This window comes from Octadecabacter sp. R77987, assembly GCF_042466115.1.
Taxonomy (GTDB): Bacteria; Pseudomonadota; Alphaproteobacteria; order Rhodobacterales; family Rhodobacteraceae; genus SW4.
In genome coordinates this window covers 1,422,556-1,436,752 of record NZ_JAXHBQ010000001.1, presented here as the reverse complement: position 1 = coordinate 1,436,752, position 14,197 = coordinate 1,422,556, and the positions used below count along the sequence as shown (strand labels likewise).

19 protein-coding genes are annotated in these 14,197 nt (G+C 61.0%); 8 read left to right on the top strand and 11 right to left on the bottom strand.

Going from position 1 to position 14,197, the window contains the following annotated elements:
• Window positions 1-141: 141 nt before the first annotated feature.
• Window positions 142-1,995 (top strand): aspartate--tRNA ligase, encoded by a 1,854-nt coding sequence (aspS, locus tag SJY21_RS07270; protein ID WP_377508271.1) that lies wholly within the window; start codon window positions 142-144, stop codon window positions 1,993-1,995.
• Here the strand turns inward: aspS and SJY21_RS07265 are convergent, their stop codons facing one another.
• Window positions 1,996-2,601: a L,D-transpeptidase gene (locus tag SJY21_RS07265; protein ID WP_377508268.1), complete on the bottom strand. Its 606-nt coding sequence runs from the start codon at window positions 2,599-2,601 to the stop codon at window positions 1,996-1,998.
• 200 nt (window positions 2,602-2,801) lie between these two features.
• Between SJY21_RS07265 and SJY21_RS07260 the strand changes: the two genes are divergently transcribed.
• Window positions 2,802-4,181: a DUF1800 family protein gene (locus SJY21_RS07260; RefSeq protein ID WP_377508265.1), complete on the top strand. Its 1,380-nt coding sequence runs from the start codon at window positions 2,802-2,804 to the stop codon at window positions 4,179-4,181.
• Between the two features lie 3 nt (window positions 4,182-4,184).
• The gene (locus SJY21_RS07255; protein WP_377508263.1) at window positions 4,185-5,408 is read left to right on the top strand and encodes a DUF1501 domain-containing protein; all 1,224 of its coding nucleotides are present in this window, start codon (window positions 4,185-4,187) and stop codon (window positions 5,406-5,408) included.
• A gap of 25 nt (window positions 5,409-5,433) precedes the next feature.
• Here SJY21_RS07255 and SJY21_RS07250 read toward each other — a convergent pair whose 3' ends face one another.
• Together SJY21_RS07250 and SJY21_RS07245 are read right to left on the bottom strand one after the other, a co-directional pair.
• The gene (locus SJY21_RS07250) at window positions 5,434-5,616 is read right to left on the bottom strand and encodes a Flp family type IVb pilin (protein WP_148056354.1); all 183 of its coding nucleotides are present in this window, start codon (window positions 5,614-5,616) and stop codon (window positions 5,434-5,436) included.
• A gap of 175 nt (window positions 5,617-5,791) precedes the next feature.
• A complete protein-coding gene (locus tag SJY21_RS07245; protein ID WP_377508260.1) occupies window positions 5,792-6,505 on the bottom strand; it encodes a response regulator in 714 nt (237 codons plus the stop codon).
• Window positions 6,506-6,652: 147 nt separating this feature from the next.
• Between SJY21_RS07245 and mce the strand changes: the two genes are divergently transcribed.
• Both mce and SJY21_RS07235 read left to right on the top strand, forming a co-directional pair.
• The gene (gene mce, locus SJY21_RS07240) at window positions 6,653-7,057 is read left to right on the top strand and encodes a methylmalonyl-CoA epimerase (RefSeq protein WP_377508257.1); all 405 of its coding nucleotides are present in this window, start codon (window positions 6,653-6,655) and stop codon (window positions 7,055-7,057) included.
• 70 nt (window positions 7,058-7,127) lie between these two features.
• Complete coding sequence (locus tag SJY21_RS07235; RefSeq protein WP_377513178.1) at window positions 7,128-7,415, top strand: DUF1467 family protein; 288 nt, start codon at window positions 7,128-7,130, stop codon at window positions 7,413-7,415.
• Here the strand turns inward: SJY21_RS07235 and SJY21_RS07230 are convergent.
• Window positions 7,402-8,091 carry an EI24 domain-containing protein gene (locus tag SJY21_RS07230; protein WP_377508254.1) on the bottom strand — a complete coding sequence of 230 codons (690 nt, stop codon included), beginning with the start codon at window positions 8,089-8,091 and terminating at the stop codon, window positions 7,402-7,404. The genes SJY21_RS07235 and SJY21_RS07230 overlap by 14 nt on opposite strands.
• Window positions 8,088-8,666 carry a nitroreductase gene (locus SJY21_RS07225; protein ID WP_377508251.1) on the bottom strand — a complete coding sequence of 193 codons (579 nt, stop codon included), beginning with the start codon at window positions 8,664-8,666 and terminating at the stop codon, window positions 8,088-8,090. Before SJY21_RS07225 ends, SJY21_RS07230 begins: the two co-directional genes overlap by 4 nt.
• 130 nt (window positions 8,667-8,796) lie before the next feature.
• On the opposite strand from SJY21_RS07225, the gene SJY21_RS07220 reads away from it, so the two are divergent.
• Window positions 8,797-9,135, top strand: a complete 339-nt coding sequence (locus SJY21_RS07220; RefSeq protein ID WP_377508248.1) for a RidA family protein — start codon at window positions 8,797-8,799, stop codon at window positions 9,133-9,135.
• Between the two features lie 269 nt (window positions 9,136-9,404).
• Here SJY21_RS07220 and SJY21_RS07215 read toward each other — a convergent pair whose 3' ends face one another.
• The 3 genes from SJY21_RS07215 to SJY21_RS07205 form a co-directional block, all read right to left on the bottom strand.
• The gene (locus SJY21_RS07215) at window positions 9,405-10,505 is read right to left on the bottom strand and encodes a class II histone deacetylase (RefSeq protein WP_377508245.1); all 1,101 of its coding nucleotides are present in this window, start codon (window positions 10,503-10,505) and stop codon (window positions 9,405-9,407) included.
• A gap of 63 nt (window positions 10,506-10,568) precedes the next feature.
• Window positions 10,569-11,078, bottom strand: a complete 510-nt coding sequence (locus SJY21_RS07210) for a hydrolase (RefSeq protein ID WP_377508242.1) — start codon at window positions 11,076-11,078, stop codon at window positions 10,569-10,571.
• 61 nt (window positions 11,079-11,139) lie between these two features.
• Complete coding sequence (locus SJY21_RS07205; protein ID WP_377508240.1) at window positions 11,140-11,382, bottom strand: hypothetical protein; 243 nt, start codon at window positions 11,380-11,382, stop codon at window positions 11,140-11,142.
• A gap of 132 nt (window positions 11,383-11,514) precedes the next feature.
• On the opposite strand from SJY21_RS07205, the gene SJY21_RS07200 reads away from it, so the two are divergent.
• Window positions 11,515-12,234: a M48 family metallopeptidase gene (locus tag SJY21_RS07200; RefSeq protein WP_377508237.1), complete on the top strand. Its 720-nt coding sequence runs from the start codon at window positions 11,515-11,517 to the stop codon at window positions 12,232-12,234.
• A gap of 221 nt (window positions 12,235-12,455) precedes the next feature.
• On the opposite strand, the gene SJY21_RS07195 is transcribed toward SJY21_RS07200, so the two are convergent.
• Complete coding sequence (locus SJY21_RS07195; RefSeq protein ID WP_377508235.1) at window positions 12,456-12,743, bottom strand: hypothetical protein; 288 nt, start codon at window positions 12,741-12,743, stop codon at window positions 12,456-12,458.
• A 138-nt stretch (window positions 12,744-12,881) separates the two neighbouring features.
• A complete protein-coding gene (locus SJY21_RS07190; protein ID WP_377508232.1) occupies window positions 12,882-13,544 on the bottom strand; it encodes a hemolysin III family protein in 663 nt (220 codons plus the stop codon).
• A 96-nt stretch (window positions 13,545-13,640) separates the two neighbouring features.
• Between SJY21_RS07190 and SJY21_RS07185 the strand changes: the two genes are divergently transcribed.
• Entirely contained in the window at window positions 13,641-14,003 is a 363-nt protein-coding gene (locus tag SJY21_RS07185) for a diacylglycerol kinase (RefSeq protein WP_377508229.1), read from the top strand.
• Here SJY21_RS07185 and SJY21_RS07180 read toward each other — a convergent pair.
• A complete protein-coding gene (locus SJY21_RS07180) occupies window positions 13,993-14,163 on the bottom strand; it encodes a hypothetical protein (RefSeq protein WP_377508226.1) in 171 nt (56 codons plus the stop codon). The genes SJY21_RS07185 and SJY21_RS07180 overlap by 11 nt on opposite strands.
• Window positions 14,164-14,197 lie beyond the last annotated feature (34 nt).

Below are 14,197 nucleotides of genomic sequence, written 5' to 3'. Positions count from 1 at the left end.
TGGGGGCGGGTTTTTTGGGCAGGATGAAGCGTGGGTGTGACGGTGGTGGCAATGCGGGGCGGGCCTTAACCGCTTGACTTCCAAGCCCGCGCGCGGTGTATCAGCCGCACTGAATTCACCGACCCCGAAGGGACCGACCCCATGCACGCCTATCGCAGCCATACTTGTGCCGATCTGACCAAAGCCAATGTTGGCGACACTGTCCGCCTGTCAGGCTGGGTGCATCGGGTGCGCGATCACGGCGGGTTGCTGTTTATCGACCTGCGCGACCATTACGGGATCACACAGGTGATGGCCGACCCCGACAGCCCCGTTTTCGCCGAGATCGAGAAGGTCCGCAGCGAATGGTGTATCCGCATTGATGGCAACGTCATGGCGCGCGACGAAAGCCTTGTGAACGCCAAGATTCCGACTGGCGAGATCGAGGTTTTTATCCGCGATATCGAAGTGTTGGGCGCGGCCAAGGAACTGCCGCTGATGGTGTTTGGCGATCAGGAATACCCTGAAGAGACCCGCTTGAAATACCGCTACCTTGATCTGCGCCGCGAGGCGATGCAGGCGAATATGACCCTGCGGTCCGATGTTGTGGCATCCATGCGCAAGCGCATGTGGGATCAGGGGTTCCGCGAGTATCAGACGCCGATTATCACGGCCTCCAGCCCCGAAGGCGCGCGCGATTTTCTGGTGCCGTCGCGCCTGCATCCCGGTAAATTCTATGCCCTGCCGCAAGCGCCACAGCAGTTCAAGCAGCTGATCATGGTTTCCGGCTTTGACAAGTATTTCCAGATTGCGCCGTGTTTTCGCGATGAAGACCCGCGCGCCGACCGGTCGCCCACGGATTTCTACCAGCTTGATTTGGAGATGTCGTTTGTTGAACAGCAGGACGTGTTCGACACGATCCAGCCGGTGATTGCGGGCGTGTTCGAAGAATTCGGTGGTGGCCGCAAGGTTGACCAGACATGGGAGCAGATTTCCTACAAGGACGCGGCCCTGTGGTATGGCAGCGACAAGCCCGATTTGCGCAACCCGATCAAGATGCAGGTTGTGTCGGATCATTTCCGCGGGTCCGGTTTTGCGATCTTCGCCAAGCTGCTGGAGCAAGAGGGTACCGAAATCCGCGCAATTCCTGCCCCCACGGGCGGGTCGCGCAAGTTCTGCGACCGGATGAACGCTTTTGCCCAGAAAGAAGGGCTGCCCGGGATGGGGTATATTTTCTGGCGCGAAAAGACCGCCGATTCAGTCGCGCAGGAACTGGGCATTTCCGTGAAAGAGGCGCAGGCCAAGCTGAAATCCGGCGAAGTGGCTGGCGGCATGGAAGCGGCTGGCCCACTGGCGAAAAACATTGGCCCCGAACGTACCGAGGCGATCCGCCAGCAGCTGGGCCTTGATGTGGGTGATGCCGCGTTCTTCCTTGGTGGCAAGCCCAAGGCGTTTGAAGGCGTCGCGGGCCGTGCGCGCGCCGAGATCGGAAATGAGCTGGGCCTGACCGACACGAACCGGTTTGCATTCGCGTGGATCGTTGATTTCCCGATTTACGAACGCGACGAGGAAACCGGCAAGGTCGATTTCGAACACAACCCGTTTTCGATGCCGCAAGGCGGGATGGCGGCGCTGGATGGTGATCCTTTGGAGGTGCTGGGCTATCAGTATGACCTTGCCTGTAACGGCTATGAACTGGTCAGCGGCGCGATCCGTAACCACAAGCCCGAGATCATGTTCAAGGCGTTTGAAATTGCCGGTTATGGCAAGGACGAGGTTGAAAAGCGCTTTGGCGGGATGGTCAATGCGTTCCAATACGGTGCGCCGCCCCACGGTGGCTGTGCGGCTGGTATCGACCGGATCGTGATGCTGCTGGCGGACGAGGCCAACATCCGCGAGGTCATCATGTTCCCGATGAACCAGCGCGCCGAAGACCTGATGATGAACGCCCCAAGTGATCCGCAAAACGAGCAGATGCGCGAATTGCACTTGCGGGTTATTCCGGCCGAGGACTGATCAACCGGTGGTGATCGGGGCCAATAGCCCCTTGCGATAAAGGAATACAGGCGTTCCCAGCGGCACCCGATCATACAGGTCGATGACCTGCGCATTGATCAGCCGCACGCAACCGTTGGACACATTGCGCGAAATCGTGCCGGGTTGGTTGGTGCCGTGGATGCGCATGTAGCTGTCCCGCCCCGCACCATTGAACAGGTAAAGTGCACGCGCGCCCAAGGGGTTATCGGGGCCGCCCGCCATTCCGTTCGCATGCCGGGCATAGACCGCGGGTTCGCGCCGGATCATCGCGGGGGTGGGTGTCCAACTGGGCCACTCTGCCTTGCGCCGGACCGTGTAGGTGCCGCTGCGATATCTTTCATCACGCGCAAGACCTACGAAATAGCGGATCGCCTGGCCGTCGGACAGGGTCCAGTAAAGGCTGTGGTGATCAGGAACGACGTGGATTTCACCAGCGGGGCGATCCTGCTGCAAGCGCACAAGACGTGGCGCGAATTCGGGTGGCAGATTGTTTGCGCGACCACCGACGCCCGCCGTCGCAAGTGATGGTAAAAGCGTGGCAAAAGACGCGGCAAGCCCCGCGATTGTCTGGCGTCGTGTCAGCATATGCTGTCTCCAATTTCACTCGTGAAACGCAATTTCGAATCTGTTCAAATCGTCCAAGCCTAAGATTTTGCCTATTTTCCTGTTTAAGATCAAGGATGTTGGTCTTTTGCGGGAAATCGGCAAACTTGTTCCGATCACGTGATTTTTGCCAGACGCGCGCGGCACGGGCGCTTATAGTGGTGGCAATCAGGGAGGCGTGTGTGCCGTTTGATCCGATCATCGCCGAGATCCGTTTTGGCATGGGGCTGTCGCCCCGCATCGCGCCGCCCCAGTCGGTTGACGCGATGCTGGTGCAGTTGCGCGGGCCCGACAACGCGGCGGCGCGCTATGGGATTCCGCTTTGGGCAGACACCTATCCGTCACCGCGTGACTACCGCGATCTGGCGCGTGTGCGTCAGGCGGCGCGCGGCACAGACCGCGAGGAAGAGGTGCTGGAACAACAGCGCGAGATGCGCGCGGCGGGGCGGGATTTGCGCGGAGCCACCTTTGGAGCGCATCTGGCCCGTGCGGTCATGACGCGCGACGGGATGCGTGAACGCCTTACGCGGTTCTGGGCTGACCATTTCACGGTGCGCGCGGTCACTGGCGTGACCCGTCATCTGGTGTCGCCCTATGTCGAAGAAGCGATCCGCCCCCATGTGATGGGCCGTTTTTCTGATATGTTACGGGCCGTTACGACACATCCGATGATGCTGGTCTATCTGGATCAGCATCTGTCGATGGGCCCCAACAGCCGCACCGCGCAACGCCGCAATCGGGGCTTGAACGAAAATCTGGCACGCGAGTTGCTGGAGCTGCACACGCTTGGTGTCGGGGCCAGTTACGACCAGACGGATGTGCGCGAACTGGCGGAACTGCTGACGGGGCTGTCCTATAGCCCCAAGAACGGTTTTGCCTTTTTGCGCAATATTGCCGAACCGGGGCCGGAAGTGGTTCTGGGGCAGACTTACGGCGGGGATGTTCCACGTCTTGCGGATATTCTGGCGGCTTTGGATGATTTGGCGGCGCATCCGGACACGGCCCGCCATATCGGGCGCAAACTGGCGGTGCATTTCGTGGCTGACGATCCGCCTGCAAGTCTGGTTGATGAACTTGCGGCGGTCTTTGCCGACACGGGCGGCGATCTGGGGGCCGTGGTTGCGGCGATGTTGCGCCACCCCGCCGCGTGGGATGTGACCAAGTCAAAGGTCAAACCGCCCTACGGGTTTGTCGCGTCGGCGGTGCGGGCGCTGGATATTGACGCTGACACCCTTGCGGCGATGACATTTAACGAAGGGCGGGCGGCCTTCGGGCGGCATTTGGCCGTGATGGGCCAGCCGTGGGAAGAACCGGTTGGCCCGGATGGCTGGCCCGAAGATGGCGCGGCGTGGATCACGCCCCAAGGCATGGCGGGGCGCATTACGTGGTCGATGATCATTCCGCAGCGGTTGCGCGAAGATTTGCCTGATCCGCGTGATTTTGTGCTGACGGCGCTGGGGCCGGCGGCTGATCCGGCGGTGGTCTTTGCCGCTGGTGCGGCCGAAGATCGTGCGGACGGGGTTGGCCTTGTGCTGGCATCGGCCGCGTTTCAAAGGAGGTAGGCCATGGAGCGTCGCAGGTTTTTGATGTCGGGCGCGGCACTGGGGTGCTGCGCGGCGGCCAGCCCCTTGCTGACACCGGTCGCCTTTGCCGCGGCCCCTTGGGACACGCGGTTGGTGGTGATCATCCTGCGCGGGGCGATGGACGGGCTGGATGTGATCCAGCCCTATGGCGATCGGGCATTGGCGGGCCTGCGCCCCAACATCGGCGTGGGTGAGGCCGTTGATGCCATTGATCTGGATGGTTTTTTCGCGCTGCACCCGGCGCTCGCACCCTTGCATCCCTTGTGGCTGGCGGGGGAAATGGGTGCTGTGCATGCAGTATCTACACCGTATCGCGACAAGCGCAGCCACTTTGACGGGCAGGATATTCTTGAGGCCGGATTGCCGGATCTGAGTGGTGGCGGCCTGCGCGACGGCTGGTTGAACCGCCTGTTGCAGCAGATGCCGGGGCTGGAGGGTGATGTGGCCTATGCGATCGGGCGCGAACAGATGTTGGTGCTGTCAGGTGATGCCCCAGCGGCGCGCTGGTCACCCGATGCCCGGCTGAACCTGTCACCACATGTGCGCCGGTTGCTGGACGTAGTGCACCACGACGATCCGTTGTTTCACGCGGCCAGCAATGATGCCATCGCCATCGCCGAGGAACTGGCGAGTGACGCGGCGATTGAGGCCGCGGCTGAAACCGAAGGAATGATGGGCGAAAGCGCGATGATGGAGGGGGTAAGCCTGTCCGGTGATCACGTGAAACTGGCGGAATTTGCCGCAGGACGGCTGCGTGCGGATACGCGGATTGCCAGTTTTTCGATCAGCGGCTGGGACACCCATGACAACCAGGCGCGCAATATCACCCGCGCGCTGTCACGCCTGAGCGATACAATCCTGACCCTGCGCGCCGGACTGGGCGCGGCATGGGGGCAGACGGCGGTGCTGTGCATGACCGAATTTGGCCGCACTGCGCGCGAGAACGGATCGCGCGGCACCGATCATGGCACAGGCGGCGCCATGCTGTTTGCGGGGGGTGCGATGAAGGGGGGGCAAGTGATCAGCGACTGGCCCGGATTGGGCGAGGGCGATCTTTATGCGGGGCGTGATCTGCTGCCCACGCGCGATATTCGCGCCTATGCGGCATGGGTCATGCGCGCGGCAACCGGCCTGCCTGCCGCGACATTTGAAGGCGCGGTGTTCCCCGATCTTGAGATGGGAAGCGATCCGCGCCTGATGTTGTAGGATTTGGCGTTACACGCTGACGGGGTTAGATGCCCATCTCGATCTGGTCGATCTTGTCGGTTGTGCCCGTGGCAAGATCCTGGGTTGTTGGCCCGACAGCCAGCATGACAGCGGCTCCCAGCATCACGATGCCTGCCGTGAGCACGATCCAGTCGATTGTGACGTTGCCGTCTTCGTCACCCCAAAAGCGATTGATAAAGCGTTCCATCCTATACTCGTCCTTGTTGCTTGCCGATGCGTTATGCGGTGGCGATCAACAAGGATGATGCGCGATGATTGGGGCCGATTTGGGACGCGACTGGGGTGTCTTTGTGCGACTGGCGTGGCGATTTGCTGGCTATTTGGGCGGGTTTCAGGTGCCTCTTGCTTGGACGGGTTGTTGGCTAGAGCGTGCTGTTGTTTGACAGGCGTTCCTGCACCATTGCGGCAAGGCGTGCCACTTCAGAGCGGGTCGCGCCACCGGATTCGCGCGCGCGCGCAAGTGATCCGACCGCGTCACCAAGGCCGGTGTCATTCGCGCTTTGGGCAACGCCTGACAGGAACTGCGTGATATAGTCGATCGAGCGGTCCTCCTCGCCGTTGAGCACATCGGCCACATGCGCCAGATCATCGCGATAAGCCATCAAATCGGGCGCGACATATTCATCTGACAACACCCAAGGCGCGTTGGGCTGGCGATCAGCGGGAAGATGGGCAAGGATCGCTTGCTGGAACTGCGCGAGCGAGGCCACAGGTTTGGCAAAGAATCCGTCGGCACCGGCGGCCAGCGCGCGGTCTTTTCCATCCGGGTCGCCGCTGGTGCCAAGCACCACATCAACGCGCGGCACGCCCATCGCCAGATCGGTGATCAGGGATTCGCCCGGGCCGTCGGGCAGGCCCAGATCGACGATCACCACGGCGGGGCGATAGACGGCCAAATGGCGGCGCGCGTGTTGCAAACTGTCCGCCCGCCTGATGCGCGCGCCCGACCGCAGGCACAAAAGGCGCATCGCTTCGCAGGCGAAACGGCTGTCTTCGACCACAAGCACCGTCAACCCCAAGAGCGGGCGCCGCGCGGTGGGTGGCCGTGTCATCATGAATTCATCATGGTCGTCCATAACATCCCCTCCAGAGATCGTTGTGCGCCCAGTTAATCGCCAGATGGTGAATCCCACGTTAACGGCCCCGCGACCCGTTGGCGCGCCCACTTGTGCCGCGCCGCTGTCCACGACATAGACAGAGCAAGCGAGCAAGAGGAGTGAGCAATGATCGGACGTTTGAACCATGTAGCAATTGCCGTGCCCGACCTTGAAGCGGCCTGTGCGCAGTATCGGGGCCCCTTGGGTGCAACCGTGGGCGCGCCGCAAGACGAACCCGATCATGGCGTCACTGTCGTTTTTATCGAACTGCCCAATACCAAGATAGAACTGCTGTATCCGCTGGGGGATGCCAGCCCCATTCAAGGGTTTCTGGACAAGAACCCTGCGGGGGGTATCCATCACATCTGTTACGAGGTCGACGATATCATCGCCGCGCGCGATCATCTGGTTGAAACTGGTGCGCGGGTACTGGGGACGGGCAAGCCAAAGATTGGTGCGCATGGCAAACCGGTGCTGTTCCTGCACCCCAAGGACTTTAATGGCTGCCTGATCGAGCTAGAACAGGTCTAGGCGCTGGCGGCATCAGTGCCGTTGGCTTTGCAATTCCGGAACAAGCGGCGTGGTCCGCGGAAAGGCGCAGATGGGTATTACATCGGCAATCGTTTTATTCGCGGTCGTGTGGTTCATGGTGTTCTTTGTCGTGCTGCCCCTGCGCATGACCACCCAAGGCGAGGCGGGCGAGGTCGTGCCCGGCACCCATTCCAGCGCGCCCGCCGATCCGCAGTTGCGCCGCAAGGCCAAGATCACCACCATTTGGGCGTTCCTGATCTGGGCCGTCATCGCGGGTGTGATCATGTCGGGTCTGATCACCGTGCGCGATCTGGATTGGTTCAACCGGATGGCGACGCCCGCGGTCAGCGCTGACTAAGCCGGTGATACATATGCGTGAAGGTCGCCGCCCCAAGGATCGGCACGAAGAGGTTCAGCACCGGAATCGTCAGCGGCACGGCCATCAGGCAACCTGCAATCCAGATTTCATTGCCGAAACGGCTGCGTAACGCACGCGCGCCCGCGCGTCCTTCACGGCGGGTCGCCGCGAGGGTAAAGTATTCCCGCCCCAGCAAGAAGCCGTTGAGCGCGTAGAATATGAACGGCGCGGCAAAGGGCAGCATGATATACAGCATCAGCGCCAGAATGTTCGCCCCGATCAACACACCCAGAAAGCCCAGCGTGTCCTTGATCGCGGTTGAAAGCGGCATTTTCGGCGGCGCGGGCAGGTGGGGAAAGTGTTTATCCTCGACCGCTTGCGCCACGTCATCAAGGAATAGCGAGGTGATCGCCGAGGCAACGGGGATCATCAGGAAAACCCAAAGAAACAGGCTGAGTGCGGCCATGATCACACCCAGCACATAGGACAGCCACGCGATTTCACCAAAGAACGGCCATGACACGTTTTCGATGTCGATCCAGTTCAGCAATTGCCAGACCCCGAAACCGCTGACCGCGAATAGGGCGAGCGTGAGTCCGACCCCAAGCAGCAGCACGCGCCGGAAACGGGCATCGGAAAACTGTGCGATAGCTTTGGAGATATCTTGAAAGATCATGCGTCGATCCATGTGGTTTTGGCGCTGATGTCGGGGCGCGGGCGTTCGGGCGGCGTGGTGGTTTCGGTGCCGATATGGATGAAACCGGCGATGGTTTCATGTGGCGCAAGCCCAAGGCCCGTTTCGATGAATGTCCGGTCGTGTGATGCCCAGCCCGTGAGCCAGTTCGCACCCCATCCGGCCGCCAGCGCCGCATTGAGCAGGGACAGGCAGACGGCACCTGCTGAATAGGTTTGTTCGATTGCGGGGATCTTGGCCGAGATGACAGGCGCGCTGATCACTGCAACGATCAACTGTGCATCGGCAAAGGCGCTGCGGGCCTTGGGAATTTGATCGGCGTCGATGTTCAGGGCCGCCGCGCGGGTATCCACGAGTTTGGCCAGGCGGGGCAGGGCCGCGCCTGTCAGCACCACAAAGCGCCAGGGTTCCAGTTTTCCGTGATCGGGCGTGCGCGCCGCGGCGGTCAGCAGGATTTCCAGTTGCGCGCGGTCCGGCACGGGGCCGGTCAGCGTTTTCGCAGGCCGCGAACGCCGTGTCAGCAGAAAGTCGAGGGCGGCAGGATTGGCTGTTGGCATCGGGCGCTCCGGTTTTCGGTTCGCTTTGACATAGGCGTTCGCGGGCGCAGGTTCTAGGGGGGGGGCGTGGCGGATCGCGGCGCTGCCTGATAGTCAGGCCGCAATTGCATCGGATCAGGGGAAAAGGAACATGATCGAACGGATTGATACAGGCGCGCGGTCCTCCAAGATCGTCAAACACAACGGGGTCGCCTATCTGACCGGTCAGGTGGCCGAAGGGGACACCATTCAGGAACAGGTGCAGGCCTGTCTGGACAAGATCGACGACCTGCTGGTGCGCGCCGGATCATCGCGCGAAAAGATGCTGCGGGTCACGATCTGGCTGGCCGACATGAGCGATTTCGCCGGTTTGAACGCGGTCTGGAACGCATGGGTGCCCGAAGGCCACGCGCCTGCGCGGGCGTGCGGTGAAGCAAAACTGGCGCGTGCCGAGCTGAAGGTCGAGTTTATCGTGGATGCGGCGTATTGAGGGGTTACGGGGAATGTTTGCTTTGAGCCCAAACTGACGCTTGCTTTGGGAGGCAGACCCGCCCGGAATCAAGGCGCAGCCGCCGGGCGATCGTCGGCCCGTCCCCACGGGTCGGCGATTTTGCCAACCGCGCGCGATGCCGGTCCGGAAGATGTGTGTGGCCGCCATAAAGCGCCAAAGCGGCAACGTTGTATCGCCAACCCACGGGCCGCCGACCGCCCGGCTTGTTGAACTTTGGCGACGTCCACTTCGTCCCGCAAAGTAGCCTTTCACACAGCCGCGGCCATGTCCCCAATCACCCCGTCCAGGAACGTATCAAACGCCGGACCCGGCTGGCGCAGGTCGAACACGTCACCAAACGGGTCGGGGGCGGTGACGGGGCTGCGCGACATTTCCTGCAACACGGTATGGCCACAGAAGGGCACGTAGACTTCGCTATAGCCGCCTTCGTGGGCCATCATCAGGCGGCCTTCGCAGATTTCCTCGGCCAGTTCGCGCACTTGCACGGTCATTTCGCGGAAGGTTTCAGCGGTAGCGAGCATCCGGCCCAGCGGGTCAATCGCGGCGGCGTCATAGCCGCAGGCGATCACGATCACATCGGGTTGAAACGCGCGGATTTGTGGCAGGACGATCTGTTCCATGGTCCGCACATAGCCGCGATGGCCGGTGCCGGCGGGCAGGGGGATATTCAGGTTCGCACCTTCCCCCTTGCCGCGCCCACGGTCGGCGAAATCGCCGGTGTCCATGGGGTAGTTGCGTTCCTGATGGATGGAAATCGTCAGCACATCAGGGTCTTCGTAAAAGATCGCCTCGGTGCCGTTGCCGTGGTGCACGTCCCAGTCAAGCACGGCAACGCGGCTGGTCAGCTTGTTGGCGCGCGCGGTCTGGATCGCGACAGCAAGGTTGGCAAACAGGCAAAACCCGTTGGGATAGTCGGGCAGGCAATGGTGGCCGGGCGGGCGCGACAGGGCATAGGCGTTGCGCACGCGGCCGCGTAGCACGGCATCAAGCGCGCCGATGGACAGGCCTGTGGACACCGCCGCCATTTCATAACCGCCGGGGCCGAAAGGCGTGCGGCGGCCAAGTTCACCGCCGGTGCCATCTGACAGGATCTTGAATTCATCAAGATAGGATTGCGGATGGACGCGCAGCAGATCTTCGTCGCCGGCTGTGGGCGCGCCTTGCATCGCCAGATCGCGTGACAGGCCGGTTACGTCGATCAGGTTCTTCAAGCGCCGCTTGGTTTCGGGGCTTTCGGGCAGGCCACCGCTGGCCATGGGCTGCACCAACCCGCCGACCGGCAACATGCCCGCGTAATAGCCGCCGCCGTGCCAGAAACAGCGTTCATCCCAAAAGAAACCTGTGGTCATCGTGTCCCCCTTTTCCCCTACCTTTGCCGATGCCATGGGGGGCTGCCAAGGGGCGATCTGGTGTCAGGTCAGTTTTGCGAACCCGATCACATGGTTCGCGCCATAGGCTTTGGCGCATTTGGGGCAGGTGGGATAAAAGAAATAGACGTCTGCGTTCAGCGTGCCGCGCGTTGCCGCAAGGGCCTGCATGTCTTTGACCCATTGGCCCATCTGCGAGTATGGCCCTTCAAAAGCCTTGGTGATGAAATCGCCGCTTAGCGTGACCTGTTCCTCGCCGTCCAGCGGTTCGGGCGTGGCAAACAGGTGTTCGGCGCGCCATGGCGAAAGATCGCGGCTTAGCACCACATAATCGGTGTTGTCGTATCCACCGGACGTTTCGACCTTGTCCAGCACGCGAGTCATCACGCTACCCATATTCAAGGGCACATAGAAAATGCTGCGGGTTGTGGCTCGGGCGAAGTGTTTGTTGCTGAAATGCAGTTCCTGATCATCCCAGGGCAGCGGGTCAAAGCGCGGACAACAGCCGGTTTCATTCACGCTGTCATCGTAAAGCGGAAGCTGGTTGGTTTGCATCCTCACGTCCTCCTGATCAGGCAATTCTAGCACAGGATCGGTGGCGCGGCCTTGCGCGGGATCAATCTTTGGCAGGATCGCGCAGGGTATAGGCACCTTCGGGCAGGTTCAGCGCGGCGGCAAGGTCGCGGGCCTGCGCGAACGACAGGGTGATGCGCACGGGCATGTCGGTGCGCTGGTCGATCTGTTCAAGCGTGATGCAGTCTTCAAAGGCGTTGATTGTCACGTCATCACGCAGCGTACCGTCGCCGTCATCGACCAGCGTGATCACCGTGGCATCAAAGTCGTGTTCGATCGTAAACATGGGGTCAGGCTAGCGGGATCATGGGCGGATGCAAGCCTGCCGATAGCATCTGCGTGATCGGGTCTGGCGAGCAGGGGAAAAGCTGCTAAATTCGTTGCATTGCCGGAGGGTTGGATCACAGTGCGATACCGTATGAAACTTATGTTGGCGGCGCTGGTCGCGCTGGGCCTTGCGGGCTGTGACGTGGTTGTCGTTCAGGACGCGCCGGTATCTGCGCCGACCGCCGCGCCAAAGCCTGCGCCAATTACCCAGACCCGCGATGGCCGGGTGTCTGCGCGCAACTTTGTGCAGGTCGTTGAAACGGTCGAACCCGTGGCCGAACGGTTTTGCCGCCAGCAGGCACCACGGTTGAATTGCGATTTTCGCATTGTCATTGATGATCGCCCCAACATGCCGCCCAATGCCTTTCAGACTGTCGATGAACAGGGGCGCCCGATTATCGCCTTTACGCTGGCGCTGATTGCCGACGCGCAAAACGTTGATGAACTGGCCTTTGTGCTGTCCCATGAGGCGGCACATCACATTGCCGGCCATCTGGACCGCCAGCGTCAGAATGCGACAGTCGGCGCGCTTGTCTTCGGGCAATTGGCTGGCGTGACGGGCGGTGGCGAAGATGCCGTGCGCGTGGCGCAGGAATTGGGCGCGCAGGTCGGTGCGCGGACATATTCCAAGGATTTCGAGCTTGAGGCTGATGCCCTTGGCACCCGCATTGCGGCCCGCGCCGGATATGATCCTGTGCGCGGCGCCGAGTTCTTTTTCCGTATTCCTGATCCGGGTGATCGTTTCCTTGGCACGCACCCGCCCAACGCCGAACGGGTCGAGATCGTGCGCAGGACGGTCGCCGGTCTTTAGGCGGAAAGGGCGGGGTTATTTAGACCAATGAGTCAGTTTGCGATTGGCACGGAATCAAGGCGTAGCCGCCGTGCATCGGCAGACCGCCCCGCCGGGCTGGCGATTTGGCCGAGGCACGCGCAAATCCTATAGGGACGACGTGTTTTGCTGCCATAAAATGCCATACTTAAATGGTAGATCGCCATCCCGCGGTCTGCCTATGCACGGCGCAGGTTGCGCATTTAAGCCAGTTCGGCCTGCGGTTCACCCTGTTCCACATTGCGGCGCAGGCGCACGCCGATGGCGATCAGGGAAATGACGATCCAGAACGACTGGATCAGCGCCGAGGCAAGGTTGAACGACGCCAGCATGCTGATCAGCACGCAGGATGCGGCCACACCGTTGATCACGAAATATAATGCGGAGTGGCTGGTCAGTTTGTGAAGGGTCAGCAGGCTGTAATTCATCACGTAAAGTGAAAATCCAAAGACCCCGATCACATTCAGCAGGCCAGGCGGTAGCAATGTCATGAATTGATCCATGGCGAAAATTTCCTATTCAAATCTGTCGTTTAATGATGTTGGCCGGTAATTGACCAACAGGTTTGTTCCGATGAAATGACGATAGATTTTTTAGGCGCGGGTTGTCAGGTGTGGAAATCCTGACCCTTAGGTCAAAGCCAGCGCGCCCCAGCTGATTGCCGCAAAGAAACACGCCGAGGCGACCAGCACGAACCCGTGCCAGATTGCGGTTTGAAAGCGCAGGTTCTGCCAGCTGTAAAAGATCACGCCCGATGAGTAGAGCAGCCCGCCCGCGGCGATCAGGATGCTTGCGCCCGTCGGAATCAACGGAAACAGCGACCAGATCAACGCAACGCTTAGCCAGCCCATCCCCAGATAGAGCCAGGCGCCCAGCCTGCCCGGACTGCGCCAGAAGAACAGTTTGGCGATCATCCCGATGGCGGCCAGAGCCCAGACCACGGCCAGCACCGCATAGGCAAAACCGCTGCCGATCAGCACGACCAGCGGCGTGTAGGTGCCCGCGATTTTCAGATAGATCGCAGCGTGGTCAATCCGGCGCAAAACGGGCCGCCCCTTTTGCCAGGGGATCAGATGATAACAGGCCGAGGCAGTAAAGGTTGCGATCAGCGCGGCGGCATAGACCGACAGCGCGGCAATCATCCCGGCACCGCTGGCCCCAAGTGCCGCAAAGACGATCAACAGCACCGCGCCTGTGATGGCAAGAAGCACGCCGATACCGTGCACCACACCGTCCGCAATGCGTTCAGCGCGGGCAAGAACAGGAAAGGCGTGCGGGTTCTGCATATCCATTATCTAGGGACTGTTTCACAAACAGGTAAACCATTCCCTTGCGTTACGCGCCTTAACGCGCGCACATTCGCCCGAACATGCGGGAAGGGATACAAGATGTTGAATCAGTTACGCCGGATCAAACAGCGTGCCATTTGGTCTTGGGCCGGATTCCTCCATGTGTATCGCACCGAAGGCAGTTTGATGCAGTGGCTTGTTGCCAATGTGATTTCGGGTGGTCTGGCCATTGCGCTGCCCCTTGGCACGGCGGAAACGGCGTTGCTGTTGATGGGGGGCGTGATGGTTCTGGCGGCGGAATGCGTGAATACGGCGATCGAACGGGTGGTCGATGACATTTCGACCGAAATCCGCGATGCGGCCCGCCAGGCCAAGGATTGCGGCAGTGCCGCCGTGGCCGTGACGGCTGTGGCCGTGGGCGTGGCCTGGGTCGTGATCCTGATCGGGTTGGTCAGGGGCTAACGGTCCAGGCGCCATCGTTCCAGACATAAAGCAGTTCCGACAGCGGATAGGCGCCAGTGGCCAAGATTTCAAGGGTTTGGGCAACCGTTTCAGGACGTGGCGTATCGGCCGTTGCAGCAGTGCCCAGCAGAAGGGCGGCGATCAGGATCAGTTTTTGCATCAGGTGGTCCGGCGTGGTGGCGGTTTGATCTACC